This window comes from Salinicola corii (genome assembly GCF_008298015.1).
In the GTDB taxonomy this organism is placed as follows: Bacteria; Pseudomonadota; Gammaproteobacteria; order Pseudomonadales; family Halomonadaceae; genus Salinicola; species Salinicola corii.
On the sequence record NZ_VTPX01000002.1, the window covers coordinates 94,698 to 108,835 of the forward strand.

Consider the following 14,138-nt stretch of genomic DNA (forward strand, 5'->3'; position numbering starts at 1 on the left):
ATGTCGACTACGGAGACGACGCGAGTCGTGATCACAGAGTCGGGGCGGATGGGGCGCGTGGCCTACGCCCGCATTGCGCCGAACGAGGACCTCGTCCAGGGCGTCGAGAAGATGTGCTTGGCCGAGGGGTTCCGGAACGCCTTCGTGCGAGGCGGACTGGGGAGTCTGGTCGACGCCAGCCTGGGCACGCGCGATGGTGGCTATCAGCAGATATCCGGTCCGGCGGTGGAGGTGGTCAGTATCGCCGGTGAGGTCCGCTCCGGAGCCGACGGCGTTCCCGTCGCCTCGCTGGCGGGTATCGTCGCGGACACCGATGGCAACGTCTACGGCGGGCCCTTCCTGGCCGGCTGGAATCCCGTCTGCATGACCTTCGAGGTGACGCTGGAGGAGTGGATACCCGACGGTGAAGAGCCGGCTTGAGTGTCAGTGGCGGGTCGCGAATCGAAAGCTCACGAGGATAGCGCTATGCAAGAGGCAGTGGTGGTGACCGGAGGGGCCTCCGGTATCGGTTTGGCCGTGGCAAGAACGTTGAAGACGCGGGGATTGGCGGTATGCCTCATCGATCGCTCCGAAGCCGGCCTGGCGGAAGCCTGCGCCGGGCTGGACGCGCCATCGTGCGATGGCATCGCGTGCGACGTCACCGACGAGGCGGCCATCGAAGCGGCCATCGCGGCCTTGTCCGAGCGCTACCGACTGGTCGGCGTCGTCAATTGCGCCGGTATCGGCATCGACAAGTCGACCATCGAAACGGGCGTCGAGGAGTTCCGCAGGATACTCGACGTCAACGTGGTCGGATCCTTTGTGGTGTCGCGCGAGCTGGCCCGCTACTGGACGACGCGAGGGCTCGCCGGGAGCATCGTCAATATTTCGTCGGTTTCGGGCCTCTGTGGCAACAAGGGGCGCAGTGCCTACGGCGCCTCCAAGGCCGGGCAGGATGCGCTGACCCGCGTGATGGCGTGCGAACTGGGCTCGCGGGGGATCCGCGTCAACTCCGTGGCCCCCGGGCCGATAGACACCCCGCTGGCGCGCGCCATCCATACCGACGACGTGCGCGACCAGTGGCATCAGCGCGTCTCGCTGAATCGATACGGCCAGCCCGATGAAGTCGCCAATGCGGTGGCGTTCCTGCTCTCCGACGAGGCTTCCTACGTCACGGGGCAGGTCCTGGCCGTCGATGGCGGGTTCGTCAGCGCAGGGTTGAGAGCGTAGCTGTACCGAAGCCGGGCCGGTTCCCGCACCGCCACCGGCTCTCCTTTCCTGGCCATGGGGTGACGGCCCTTCATCACGACATCACTCCTGCAGCGTCGCCTCGACCAGCTTCCGCATCGCCTGCTGGAGCGGTTTGACGGCGGGGCAGTCGGCGACGCCATGGCGCTGGGCGATCCAGGCCGGGTCGTTGTAGCCGAGCCAGGTCTGGCCGTCGGCATCCTGCCAGACCAGCGCCTTCATTGGCAGGTCGATCCCGGCGGTCGGGGCGCACTGCATCAGCGGCGTGCCACCCTTGGGATCGCCGAAGATGATCACTTCATTGGGCAGCAGCGCCATGCTGCGAGACATCGCGCCCTGGCGGTGATCGACCCGGGCGAATACGGTCATGCCGCTGGTCCGTGCCTGCTCGGCGAAGCGGATGGCGGTTTCGTGCACGCCGGCGTCGCTCCTGGCGACGATCATGCCGGGAACGGATGGCGTCGTCTCCTGTGCGGATTCGGCCGGCGGTGTCGACTGCGCCGATACGCCGGCGGTGAAACCCAGCAGGCCGGCGGTGATCAGCGCGAGGCGCAGTTGGCGGAAGAACGGTCGGGGCATGTGTCGTCTCCGGGTCGAGGATGTCGTTCGGTGGTGTCGCTCGAGAATGTCGCTCGAGCGTGCGTGTTCAGCGTGTCGATCAGTGATGCGCCACACCCTGGTCCCCGGTCAGCGCCGCTTCGGCCAGATCGACCTCGCGGACCAGCTTGCGCAGGACATTGTCGTTGATACGGTCGCGCTGGCGCAGCTTGTAGTACTGGCGCCGCTCGGCGCGCAGCGCCTCCAGGCGGGTGTCGCGCTCCAACTGGCGGGAGGTGGCGAGCTGCGGCGTGGCGGTGTCGGCGGAGTGCAGGTTCAGACGCTCCCGGTAGTAGCTCATCAACTGGGAGCTGATGTCGTTGAACGCCATGATCGTCTCGTCGTTGGTCTTGTTGCGGGCGAACTCGCCGGTGCGATCGTGATGGTAGCGTTCGATGCGGTAGATGGCGGCCTCGGCACCGGCGATGCGCGCCTTACGCTCCTCCTCGAATTCATGGGTGTCGTTGGGGAGCTTGAGGTTTCGCAGTACCAGCGGCAAGCCGATGCTGCCGGTGATCAGCGTGAACAGGATCACGCCGGTCGCCAGGAAGATCATCAACTCCCGCGCCGGGAAGTCGGTGCCGTCGTTCATCAGGTGCGGCAGTGACAGCGCCGCCGCCAGGGTGATCGTGCCGCGAATACCGGCCAGCGTCGCCGCCAGCATCAGCTTCACCGGAATCTGCCCGGTGCTCGCCGGCGGGGGGAGGCGCGGCTGACGCTTGATGAAGCCCATCACTCTCGACAGCCCCCGCCCGATGGCGCTGGCGAGCCAGATCCAGATGAAGCGCGAGGCGAGCAGGGCGAGCGAGATCGCCGCCACGTAGCCCAGCAGGCGCAGGAATTCGTAGTCGCCGATATCGTGCAGCGAATGGTCCAGCGCCCCGCTGATGATCGCCGGCAGCTGGAACCCCAGCAGCAAAAAGACCAGCGCGTTGAGGACGAATTCGAGCATCTCCCACACCGCCTGGGTCTGCATGCGGGTGTGGAGCTGGCCGACGCGCTTGATGTCGGCACGATTCATCACCATGCCCGCGGCCACGGCGGAGAGGATGCCGGACATGCCGAGATGTTCGGCCAGCAGGTAGGCGGCGAAGGGGAGCAGCAGCACCAGCAGGATGACCTGGACCGTGGTGGCCTCGCCCAGGTGGCGTTCGATCAGCCGCGTGCGCAGGACATTGAAGCCGAAGGCCAGCAGCCCGCCCACCGCCAGGCCGCCGATCGAGATCAGCAGGAAGCTCCCGGCCGCGTCGGTCAGCGAGAAGGTGCCGGTCAGCGCCGCCGCGACGGCGAACTTGAACGCCACCAGGCCGGAGGCGTCGTTCATCAACGACTCCCCCTCGAGGATTCGCATCAAGCGCGGCGGCACCGGCAGGCGGCCGGAGATCGACGATACCGCCACCGCATCGGTGGGGGAGAGGATCGCCGCCAGGGCAAAGCAGATCGCCAGCGGCAGCGCCGGGAACAGGAGATGGATGAAGTAGCCGACCCCGACCACCGTGAACAGCACCAGCCCCAGCGCCAGGGCCAGGATCGGCCCGCGCAGGATCATGAACTCGCGCTGGGGGAAGCGCCGGGCATCGGAAAACAGCAGTGGCGCGATGAACAGCAGCAGGAATATCTCCGGCTCGAGTTCGACGTGCAGGCCCGATGCCGGCCATGCCAGCAGGGCGCCGAGAAATATCTGCACCAGCGGTGTCGGGAGGGCGGGAACGAACCGTGTCACGACCCCGGTCGCCGAGGCAACCAGCAGCAGAATCAGAACCAGAAATAGCGTATCCATCGACCCGATCGACCGGTAGAAATTCGTTAGCCGACGAGCTTAACGGAAGTCGAATGCTTTAGGGCGCCGAGCGACAAAATTTTCTGGCGATGCATTGGGCGGGATCGGGATGAGCTGTCTATGCTGTTGTCGATGGGCGGCACTGGGTCCTGACAACACCGGCTGCCCGATCACCCCGTGACGAAACGCTTGTCTCGCTGGCTCGCGACGCAGCCGGCGATCATCGACGATGTACGCGCGCCCGTGATCCTGCCTTCCAGGACATCGTTTCGGTGTGCGGCATCATCGCTCGAGACGACGAGCCGTGGCGAGGCGCAGTGACGCGCCTGACACCCGCGGCTCTCCCAATCCAGATGAGGAGCCGGCATGATGGACGATTCCGCGCATTCCCCCCGCCCTTCCGACGAGACCGTCAGGCTCGATTTTACGCTCAACGGCGAGCCCCGCACGATCGAGGTCGCGCCCAATGCGGTACTGCTCGATGTGCTGCGCGAGCAGCTCGGGCTCGGCGGTACCAAGAAGGGCTGCGATCACGGCCAGTGCGGCGCCTGCACCGTGCATGTCGATGGCCTGGCGATGAACTCCTGTCTGCGCCTGGCGATCATGTGCCAGGGACAGCAGGTCACGACGATCGAAGGCTTGGCGAAGGATGGCCAGCTTCATCCGGTGCAGCAGAGCTTTCTCGAGTGCGACGCCTACCAGTGCGGTTACTGCACTCCCGGCCAGATGATGTCGGCCACCGCGCTGCTCGCGGACGATCGCATCGGCGCCGACGACGCCTCGGTCAAGGAGGCCATGAGCGGCAATATCTGCCGTTGCGGGGCCTACAAGAACATTCTCGAGGCGATCCAGCAGGCCCGGGTGCAATTGGGTCACGACGCCACGACGCCCCGCAAGGAGGATGTCGCATGAGAGCCTTCGCCTATTCCCGCGCCGATAGTGTCGATCACGCCGCGCATCGCATCACGCACGACGCGGCCTTCGTCGCCGGTGGCACCACACTGCTGGATCTGATCAAGCTCGACGTGCTGAAGCCGAAAAACGTGGTCGACATCAACGCGCTGCCGCTCAAGCGCGTCGAACGGCTCGACGACGGTCGGCTCAGGATCGGAGCGCTGGTCACCAATACCGACCTGGCCCACCACCCCGAGGTCAAGCGACATTATCCACTACTGTCCCAGGCGCTGCTGGCGGGGGCCTCCACCCAGCTCCGCAACATGGCGACCACGGCCGGCAACGTGATGCAGCGCACGCGTTGTCCGTATTACCGCGATGCCGCCGCGGCCTGCAATCGGCGCGAGCCGGGCAGCGGCTGCGACGCTCGGGGCGGGCTGAACCGGTTGAATGCCGTGTTGGGGGGGAGCGACGCTTGTGTCGCCGTCCACCCCTCCGACATGTGCGTGGCGATGGCCGCGATTGGCGCGACGCTGACGCTGAGTAGCGCCGACGGGGAGCGAGAAGTGGCGTTCGGGGATTTCCATCGTCTGCCCGGCGACACGCCCCACATCGAGCATGACCTCGCCGACGGCGAGCTGATCACCGCCATCACGCTGGAGCCGCCGCTGGCCCCGGCAGGCTCCTACTACCTCAAGCTTCGGGATCGAGCGTCGTATGAATTCGCCCTGGCATCGGCGGCGGCGCAGCTGTCGCTGGACGGCGAGATGATCGGCGAAGCCCGGGTCGCGCTCGGTGGGGTCGGCACCAAACCCTGGCGCTGTCCCGATGCCGAGGCGGCGCTGGTCGGCCAGCCTGCCCAGATCGCCACGTTCGAACGCGCGGCGGAGATCGCCCTGCGCGATGCCACACCGCTCGAGCACAACGCCTTCAAGATTCCGCTGGCGCGACAATCCATCGTTCGCGCGCTCCGCGAGGCGACGCGTCTCGCCCGTGACGAAGGGAAACAGGAGGGCCAGGTATGAACGATTTGACACGGCCGCGCGTGATCGGACAGCGCACCCCGCGCATCGACGGCGAATTCAAGCTTACCGGCCGCGCCGGCTACACCGGCGAGTTGCATGCCGAGGGGATGCTCTATGGCTATCCGGTCCCGGCGACGATCGCCCATGGCAAGCTCGAGGCACTGGAGCTCGACGAGGCCCAGGCCATGCCCGGTGTCGTGGATATCTTCCATCACGGCAACTTCGACACGCTGCATCGATCGCCCAACTCCATGGGCCATGGCGATCAGGTCAGCGAGGTGAGGCTGCCGTTCGAGGACGAGACGATCCATTACCACGGTCAGTACGTGGCGCTGGTGGTGGCGAAAACCTTCGAGCAGGCGCGTGCTGCCGCCTACCGCGTGGTTGCACGCTACCGCCAAGCGTCCGGCGCCGTTCCGAGCCTGCTGGGGCGTGACGACGAAGGATTGCCGATCGAGAGCGAAGGCAGTTCACGAGGCGATCCGGAAGCGGCGTTCTCGGGGGCGCCAGTCAAGATCGATCGAACCTACCACATCGCCGCCGAGAGCCATCTGCAGATGGAGATGCACGCGACGCTGGCGGAGTGGCATGACGGCGGCCGGCGGCTGGTGGTACACGAGTCGACCCAGGGTGTGGTCTATCAGCGTAACGCCATGGCCCGGATCTTCGATCTGGCGCAGGAGGATCTCGAGGTCATCTCTCACTACATCGGTTCCGGCTTCGGCAACAAGTTGTTCATGTGGCCGCACGCCGTGGCAACTGCCGTGGCCGCGCGTCGCCTGCAGCGACCGGTGAAGGTCGTGCTGCCGCGTCAGCAGGACATGATGTCCGGCGGCAACCGCCCGGCCTCGCGCCAGCATATTCGCCTGGGCGCCGGGCGCGATGGCCGGTTGACCTCGGTCATCCACGACAGCATCACCGAAACCTCGCTGGTGGATCGGTACATCGACTCGTGTGGCAGCGCCACGCCGAGTTTCTATGCCTGCGACAACCTGGCCGTCAGCCAGCGTATTCTTCCCGTCAATCACGGCACGCCCTGCCCGATGCGAGCGCCGGGAGAGGTCTCCGGCATCTTCGCGCTGGAGACTGCCATGGACGAACTGGCGGTCGAGCTGAAGATGGATCCAGTCGAGTTGAGACTCAGGAACTATGCCGAGTCGGATCCCGAAAGCGGACTGCCCTGGTCGAGCAAGCAGTTGGACAAGTGCCTCCAGAGTGCCGCCGAGCGCTTCGGATGGGACAAGCGCAATCCCGAGGTGGGCTCGATGCGCGACGGCGATGAAATCATTGGTTATGGCATGGCTTCCTGCACCTGGTTCGCTGGCCGCCAGCCGTGCCAGGCTCGGGTCGAACTGCGTGCCGATGGCTCGCTGTTCGTCGGCTGCGGCACCCAGGACATCGGTACCGGCACCTATACCATCGTGGCGCAGACGGCGGCCGAACTGACCGGTATGCCGCTGGCCGATATCGAGGTCAAGCTGGGCGAGTCCGGCCTGCCATCCGGCCCGCTTTCCGGCGGCTCGATGGCAACCGCCTCGACGTTACCGGCAGTGGCCGCGGCGGTGCGTGACGCGCTGGATGCGCTCAAGGAAGTCGCGACCGGCAACGGTGGTGCCTTCGAGGGGCTCTCCGCGGACGATCTCGAAGTAGGGCAGGGTGGCTTGAGTCATGGCGAGCATCGGGTCAGCTTCGCCGAGGTGCTCAAGACCAACAAGCTGGCCAGCGTCAACGGCCAGGGCAGCACGGCGCCGGGCGCCGAGCAGAACGCCTACAGTTTCCGCTCGTTTGGCGCACATTTCGTTGAGGTGCGTTTCGATCCGGGGATCTCGCGGGTACGCGTGGCACGGGTGGTCAGCAGCATGGACATCGGTCGCGCGATCAATCCTCCAGCGGCGCGCAACCAGGTCGAGGGCGGTATCATCATGGGAATCGGCATGGGCCTGTTCGAACAGCTCGAATACGATCCCCGCGATGCCCGGTTGATCAATTCGAACGTGGCCGACTACATTTTGCCGACCCATGCCGATGCGCCGGAGATCGACGTCGAACTGCTCGATTATCCCGACTTCGAGTTCAACGAATTTGGCGCTCGCGGCGTTGGCGAGATCGGTTTGACCGGCGTCGCCCCGGCGATCTCCAACGCGCTCTATCACGCCACTGGCAAGCGCCATCGTGACCTGCCGATCACCATCGAAGCGCTACTGGCTTCGTCGTGAGGGACGCCCCTGGACGCCATGCAGGAAAAGGTCGACACAGCGTGTCACCCGATTCTCGATCGCCGTCCTCGAAGGCGGCGACTCCAGCTGTAGTACGCGAATGAGGTGCCACTCCCCCAGCAGCATGCCGAGAAAGGCGCCGGCGAGTTCGACGGTATCGCATGCCGGCATCAGTTGCCTTTGCACCCGGCGCTCGAAGTAGTCCGCCAGGGCGAGCCGGACACGACCGGGGCCACCATCGAAGAACAGCCGTGCCAGTTGCGACTGGCGGGGGCTCTCGGCCACGACTTCGCGGTAGATGCCCAGGGTTTCCTCGTCCATGACCTTGACCAGCAGCTCGATGCCGAGACGCTGCAGCGCCGCCTCGATGGTCAGTTCGTCGACACCTTCGTCGGTCAGCGTGCCGTAGATATGATGGGAACGGCGTTCGATCATGGCCTGGAACAGGCCTTCCTTGTTGCCGAAGTGGCGATAGAGAGTGGAAAGCGAGCCGCCGGCGCGACCGACGATGTCGTTGACGCTGACCTGACCGTAGCCGCGCTCGAGAAACAGTTGCTGTGCCGCGTCGAGCAGGGCGTCCCGACGCTGACGGCCCCGCTCGGTCGTCGGGGGGGAATCTTTGGGAAGTGACGGCGACATGGCTTTCCCTCGTGTCGGCAACGCTGGATTTTTTCGATACGACGCGGTGGCGTTTTCGATAAGATAGTGTAGTCTACACTACACATCGAATGGGCGCGCACTTCTGGCAGGAAAATAGGCTCGGCATGAAGATCAAAAAGAAACTCTACACGGCAGTCGTGATACTGGTCGCGCTGGCGGTGGCGCTTGTCTTCGCGTGGCACTGGTGGCAGACCGGACGCTTCTTCATCGAGACCGACAACGCCTACGTGCACACCGATAGCGTCGCGGTGCGTGCGGAGATCAGCGCGCGAGTGACCGAAGTGCCAGTGGACGACAACCAGCGGGTTAAGCAGGGCGACCTGCTGGTTCAGCTCGACGATCGGGATACTCGCAGCCAGCTGGCCCAAGCCCAGGCGCAACTGGCCGTCAGTTCGGCCAACGTGACCCAGGCGCAGCGTCAGGTCGAGCTCGATCGGGCCAGCATCGACGAAGCCCAGGCCCAGGTGACCGCAGCCCAGTCCGATGTCGCCCAGGCGCGTCAGCATCTCGAACGCTCGCAGTCGCTGGCGGCGAACAACTACGCCTCGCGCCAGCAGTTGCAGGACGATCAGGCGTCGCTGCGGGTCGCCCAGGCGACGCTGGCGGCGCGCCAGGCGAGCGTCGAATCGGCCAAACGGCGGCTATCGGCCGACCAGGCCTCCATCGACAGCGCCAAGGCCAACCGGGACGCCGCCGAAGCGGACATCGAATACAACCAGAGCCAGCTCGCCAAGACGCGTATCGTCGCCCGGCGCGACGGTGTCATCGGCAATCTGACCGTCGAGCCCGGCGATCTCGCCCAGCCGTCGCTCACCTTGATGCAACTGGTCCCGGTCTCCAGCGCCTACGTGGTCGCCAACTACAAGGAGACCGAGATCGAGCGCATGCGCGTGGGCCAGCCGGTGGCACTGGCGGTGGATGCCTACCCGGATATCGACTTCACCGGCAAGGTCGACAGCGTGGCGCCGGCGACCGGCACCCAGTTCAGCCTGCTGCCCCAGGACAACGCCACCGGCAACTTCAACAAGATCGTTCAGCGCGTGCCGGTCAAGATCCGGGTCACTGGACCCAAGGATCAGCTATGGCGGCTGCAGTCCGGTCTCTCGGTCGAGCCCTCGGTGGATACCCGTGAGGTCGATGGCCAGGCGATCTACTTCGATCCCGGCCCCGACCTGGACGACGGGCCGCAGTCATGACGCTGCGTCGTGAGTCCATGGCATGAGTGAAGTGGCGGCACCAGGCGGCGCTGGCCCACAGGAGATGCCGTCCTGGCACTACCGCTTCGGCTTCATCGCGGCGGTGTTCGGCATGTTCATGGCGATTCTGGACATCCAGATCGTCGCCAGCTCGCTGAACGAGATCCAGGCCGGCGTCTCGGCCTCGAGCGACGAGATATCCTGGATCCAGACCTCCTACCTGGTCGCTGAAATCATCATGATCCCGCTCTCCGGCGTACTGATGCGCTGGCTGTCGACGCGGGTGGCCTTCGTCATCTCCTGTGCCGGTTTCACCCTGGCCAGCCTCGGCTGTGCGCTGGCCAACAGTATCGAACAGCTGATCGTGCTACGTGCCATCCAGGGCTTCATGGGGGGCGCGATGATTCCGATCACCCAGGCGATCAGCTTCTCACTGTTCCCGCGTCGCGCCATGGGGGCCGTCCAGGGCGTGATCGGCATGGTGGTGACCATGGCGCCGTCGATCGGCCCCACCGTTGGGGGCTATGTCACCGAGCTGTTCAGCTGGCACTGGTTGTTTCTGGCCAACGTGGTGCCGGGAATCCTGGTCACGCTGGCGGCGTGGCGCTTCCTCGATATCGATGAAGGCGATGCGAGTGTCGCCAAGCGGCTCGACTTTCGCGGCCTGATCCTGATCGCGCTGTTTCTCGGCAGCCTCGAGTTCGTGCTCGAGGAGGGGCCCGGCGACGACTGGTTCGCAAGCGAGCTGATCGTGTGGATGACACTGCTTTGCGTCGCCTCCTGCATCGGCTTCTTCTGGCGGGTGTTCACCTATCATTCGCCGATCGTGGATCTCCACGCCTTCCGCAATCTCAATTTCTCGATCGGCACCGGGCTGGTATTCGTGGTGGGGATCGCGATGTATGGTCTGGTCTATCTGATGCCGCTGTTCCTGGGCGGGGTCAGGGGGTACTCGAGCCTGCAGATCGGCGAGGTGATGTTCGTCACCGGGGTGGCGATGTTCTTTACCGCCCCGATCGTGGGGCGTCTGACCAACTCGGTGGACCTGCGCGTACTGCTGTTCTTCGGTCTGACGCTGATCGGAATCGGTACGGTGATGAACAACAACCTGACCAGCGAGTCGGGTTTCTGGGAGTTCTTCTGGCCGCAGATCGTGCGCGGCATGGGCATGATCCTGTGCATCATCCCGGCTTCGCGGATCGCGCTGGGCACGCTGCCGCCGCAGGAGCTGGGCAACGCCGCCGGACTCTTCAGCGTGATGCGCAACCTCGGTGGCGCGGTGGGCCTGGCGATGCTCGACACCGTGCGCGACTGGCGCGAGGACTATCACTGGAACCAGCTGATCCCCGCGCTCAACGAGGGGCGAGTCGTGGTTCAGCAGCAGATCGACAATTATCAGGCGATGCTGATCGGCCATGTCGCCGACCCTTACCACAGCGCGGTGGCTCTGCTCGGCCAGCGCTTCGGCATCCAGGCCCAGGTGCTCGCCTACAACGACATCTTTCTGTGGCTGGGCTGCATCTACCTGTTGTGCGTGCCGCTGGTGTTCCTGCTCAAGAAGATCGAGCATTGACTGCGGGCTGCGGGCTGCGGGCTGCGGGCTGCGGGCTGCGGGCTGCGGGCTGCGGGCCGGGATCGTCGGCGCAGCATTCTGACGAAGCTCGAAGCTCGAAGCTCGAAGCTCGAAGCTTCTTTCTGTAATCTGGCTTTCCTGCTGACCCGCCTCAGCGTTTCGTTCGATCGTTCAGGATGGTTTGCCGCTATGAAAACGCCTCAGTCAAACAAACCCGGCGCCGACGAGCCGACCCGCACCGTGCTGCGCCTGATCGGCAGCTTTGCCGCGCCGGTGGCGATCTACCTGGTGGCATGGGAACTGGTGGCGCGGCTGATCCTCCCCGGCGTGGCCGAAGGCGGGCGCGAGTTCGTGATCAACCTGTTCAGCGTGTTGATCCCGTTCGTCGGCGTGCTGGCCAGCGTCTACCTGGCCGGCACCAGAGCCGGTCGGCTGCTGGGTGGCGGCGTGATGACGGTGTTCTTCCTCTATCTCTACGTCTCCTCCGGTGTCGTGTTCAGCTGGTTGCCGGTCGCGCTGACCCTGGGCGGTGTCGTCCTCGCGGTGGCCGTCGCCCGTTACTGCCCCACGATGAAACCCGATCTGGGCGACGCATTCGGCTAGGCTCCGCCCATGGCCGCTTCGAATGCTCATCCCCCGCTCCGCGACTGGCTGGCCGGTCGCAGCGACGACCTGCGGCGCCGTCGCTGGCGAGGCGTGCTGTGGATCGCCGACGACGCGCCACAGGCGGTCCGCAAGGCGTGGGCCTGGATTGCGGCGGGACGCTGGCAGTCTCCGCTGTGGATCGGCCCCGAGTTGGCATCCTCCGGCCATGCCTTGCCATTGCCGGAGGGCGTGACGCGGCTGAGCGGCTCTCGCGCCCGCAGCCAGTTGGGCAGCGAGCACGATCTGGTGATCTTCGATGCGGTTTCCCCCGTGGCGGGATTCGATCCGGATGCCTTCGGCGCCATCAGCGGGACCATCCTGGCCGGGGGCTGGCTGGTACTGTTGACGCCGGGACACTGGCAGCGACCGACCGACGCGGAGTGGCCGCCGGACGCCGACTACCAGCGCCTCGCGCATTGGCCTCACCCCGTGGAGACCCTCTCGGCACGATATCTTCAGCGTCTGGGCGCAAGGCTGCGCGATGACGCTCGACTCGTGGTATGGCCAGCCGACGCTGGCTTACCGGGCCCGCCTCCGAAGACGGAGACTGCCGGTTCGCCGCCCGCTGGCGTCGACAGCCACTACCCAGCGGGCGCCTGCGATGACAGCGACTGCCTGACCCGGGACCAGGCCGAAGCGGTTTCGCGACTGACGCGAATGCGGCGGCGTCGGCCGGTGGTGCTGGTGGCCGATCGCGGCCGTGGCAAGAGTGCGGCATTGGGCATCGCGGCCGCGCGTCGGCTGATGCGCGGCGAGCGACGGCTGTGGATCGCGGCATCGAGTTCGATTGCGGTGGAGGCAGTGTTCGAACATCTCCAGCGGTTACTGCCCGGCGGCGAGCGTGACGCGGGGCGTTTCGAGGTTCGCGTCGACGATCGGGACTGCCGGGTCGAGTGGCTGGCCCCGGAGCAGGTCGTTCCCGCGCTGGCGGCGCTCGATATCGACACGCAGTCGCCGCCGACGCTGTTCGTCGACGAGGCGGCAGCGATTCCCGCGGCACGTCTGGTCGACTGGTTGCGTCGCTTCCCGCGGATCGCCTTCGCCACCACGGTGCATGGCTACGAAGGCACCGGTCGCGGGTTCGAGGTTCGTCTGCGCGATGCGCTGGATCGGCTGACGCCGGAGTGGCGGCGGCTACAGCTGGATACCCCCATTCGTTGGGCGGCCGGTGACCCGCTGGAAGCGTTGACCCGCGACCTGCTGTGCCTGGATGCCGAGATCGTCGCCGCCGAGTCCGTCGCCGCTGTCGCGAGCCCGATGCCGGTCGCCTATGTCTGGCTGGACCGGGCGGCACTCGTCCGGGACGACGACTTGCTGAGATCGATTTTCGGGCTGCTGGTGCAGGCCCACTACCGCACGTCGCCGAGCGATCTGCGACATCTGCTGGACGGACCCGATGTTCACCTGCTGGCGGCTTTCGTCGGCGACATGGTCGTCGGCATCTGCGTGGTGCAGCAGGAGGGGGGCTTCGATGCGGCTCTGGCCGACGCGATCCACCGGGGGCAACGGCGACCGCGAGGTCATCTGCTGGCGCAGTCGCTGGCCGCCCACGGCGGTTACCGGGAGGCCGCGCTCGCCAGCTGGTGGCGCATCATGCGGATCGCCGTTCACCCGCTGGCCAGGCGCGAGGGAACCGGCTCGGCGATGATCGAGCGGGTCGCCACGGCGGCACGGGAGCGCGCTGTCGATCATCTGGGCGTGAGCTTCGGTGCGGAGCCTTCTTTAACCCGTTTCTGGCGTCGGCAGGGGTTTCGCTCGCTGCGGATCGGGCTGACCCGGGAGGCCTCCAGCGGCGAACCGGCGCAGATGATGGCTCTGGCGCTGACGGAAGAATCGGCGCGGCTCCTCGACCGGATGCATGACGATTTCGTGCGCCATCTGCCGGACCTGCTGGCAGGTGAATTGCGGGACATGGACGCTCCCGTCGTGGCGGCCTGGCTGCATGAGGGGGCAGCGCCGGTCCTGTCCGCCGATCTCCACGAGCGACTGGCCTGGTTTGCTGCCGGCGGCGAGCTGGCCCCGGCCCGCCCCTGGTTGCGGGAAGCGTGGCTCGGCTGGTGGCGGCAACAGCCGTTGGCCGCGGTCGAGCGCTCGCTGGCGTGCGAGGAGAGCGGGCCTCCGACGCCTGGCGACCTGACGCGATCGGCGTGGGTGGCCGTCCCGGCGCTGTTCCAGTATCGCGACGAGACGCTGTTGCGGCAGGGGCGGCGCGAACGCCTGGCGACCGCGCGTGGGCTGGCGGCGGACTTGCTGGCCTGGCACTACGACCGTCGCGATGCCGGCGGCACCGCACCGGTGCCTGGCTGAGGTGCGCGAGCATTCGGC

The 14,138-nt window shown here is 66.2% G+C and carries 12 protein-coding genes; 9 read left to right on the forward strand and 3 right to left on the reverse strand.

The window, feature by feature from the left end:
* Together F0A16_RS04370 and F0A16_RS04375 are read left to right on the forward strand one after the other, a co-directional pair.
* Positions 1 to 420 carry a PPC domain-containing DNA-binding protein gene (locus tag F0A16_RS04370; protein WP_149434188.1) on the forward strand — a complete coding sequence of 140 codons (420 nt, stop codon included), beginning with the start codon at positions 1 to 3 and terminating at the stop codon, positions 418 to 420.
* A 45-nt stretch (positions 421 to 465) separates the two neighbouring features.
* Entirely contained in the window at positions 466 to 1,209 is a 744-nt protein-coding gene (locus F0A16_RS04375) for an SDR family NAD(P)-dependent oxidoreductase (RefSeq protein WP_149434189.1), read from the forward strand.
* 81 nt (positions 1,210 to 1,290) lie between these two features.
* On the opposite strand, the gene F0A16_RS04380 is transcribed toward F0A16_RS04375, so the two are convergent.
* Both F0A16_RS04380 and F0A16_RS04385 read right to left on the reverse strand, forming a co-directional pair.
* Positions 1,291 to 1,806, reverse strand: coding sequence for a DUF302 domain-containing protein (locus F0A16_RS04380; RefSeq protein ID WP_223119706.1), 516 nt, complete (start codon positions 1,804 to 1,806; stop codon positions 1,291 to 1,293).
* A gap of 79 nt (positions 1,807 to 1,885) precedes the next feature.
* Positions 1,886 to 3,604 carry a Na+/H+ antiporter gene (locus F0A16_RS04385; RefSeq protein ID WP_149434190.1) on the reverse strand — a complete coding sequence of 573 codons (1,719 nt, stop codon included), beginning with the start codon at positions 3,602 to 3,604 and terminating at the stop codon, positions 1,886 to 1,888.
* Between the two features lie 366 nt (positions 3,605 to 3,970).
* Here F0A16_RS04385 and F0A16_RS04390 point away from each other — a divergent pair, with 366 nt between their 5' ends.
* From F0A16_RS04390 to F0A16_RS04400, 3 genes are read left to right on the forward strand one after another with little or no spacing between them, the layout of a single operon-like run.
* Complete coding sequence (locus F0A16_RS04390) at positions 3,971 to 4,516, forward strand: (2Fe-2S)-binding protein (RefSeq protein WP_149434191.1); 546 nt, start codon at positions 3,971 to 3,973, stop codon at positions 4,514 to 4,516.
* Entirely contained in the window at positions 4,513 to 5,523 is a 1,011-nt protein-coding gene (locus tag F0A16_RS04395; RefSeq protein ID WP_149434192.1) for an FAD binding domain-containing protein, read from the forward strand. Before F0A16_RS04390 ends, F0A16_RS04395 begins: the two co-directional genes overlap by 4 nt.
* Entirely contained in the window at positions 5,520 to 7,739 is a 2,220-nt protein-coding gene (locus tag F0A16_RS04400; RefSeq protein WP_149434193.1) for a xanthine dehydrogenase family protein molybdopterin-binding subunit, read from the forward strand. Before F0A16_RS04395 ends, F0A16_RS04400 begins: the two co-directional genes overlap by 4 nt.
* Here F0A16_RS04400 and F0A16_RS04405 read toward each other — a convergent pair.
* The gene (locus F0A16_RS04405; protein ID WP_149434194.1) at positions 7,722 to 8,378 is read right to left on the reverse strand and encodes a TetR/AcrR family transcriptional regulator; all 657 of its coding nucleotides are present in this window, start codon (positions 8,376 to 8,378) and stop codon (positions 7,722 to 7,724) included. The two genes, F0A16_RS04400 and F0A16_RS04405, sit on opposite strands and share 18 nt — an antisense overlap.
* Positions 8,379 to 8,503: 125 nt before the next feature.
* Here F0A16_RS04405 and F0A16_RS04410 point away from each other — a divergent pair, with 125 nt between their 5' ends.
* The 4 genes from F0A16_RS04410 to F0A16_RS04425 all read left to right on the forward strand — a co-directional run bounded on the left by F0A16_RS04410 (position 8,504) and on the right by F0A16_RS04425 (position 14,120).
* Positions 8,504 to 9,595 (forward strand): HlyD family secretion protein, encoded by a 1,092-nt coding sequence (locus tag F0A16_RS04410; protein WP_149434195.1) that lies wholly within the window; start codon positions 8,504 to 8,506, stop codon positions 9,593 to 9,595.
* A 22-nt stretch (positions 9,596 to 9,617) separates the two neighbouring features.
* Positions 9,618 to 11,168 carry a DHA2 family efflux MFS transporter permease subunit gene (locus F0A16_RS04415; protein ID WP_149434196.1) on the forward strand — a complete coding sequence of 517 codons (1,551 nt, stop codon included), beginning with the start codon at positions 9,618 to 9,620 and terminating at the stop codon, positions 11,166 to 11,168.
* 189 nt (positions 11,169 to 11,357) lie between these two features.
* Complete coding sequence (locus F0A16_RS04420; protein WP_149434197.1) at positions 11,358 to 11,771, forward strand: hypothetical protein; 414 nt, start codon at positions 11,358 to 11,360, stop codon at positions 11,769 to 11,771.
* A gap of 9 nt (positions 11,772 to 11,780) precedes the next feature.
* Positions 11,781 to 14,120, forward strand: a complete 2,340-nt coding sequence (locus F0A16_RS04425; protein ID WP_149434198.1) for a tRNA(Met) cytidine acetyltransferase TmcA — start codon at positions 11,781 to 11,783, stop codon at positions 14,118 to 14,120.
* Positions 14,121 to 14,138: the final 18 nt, after the last annotated feature.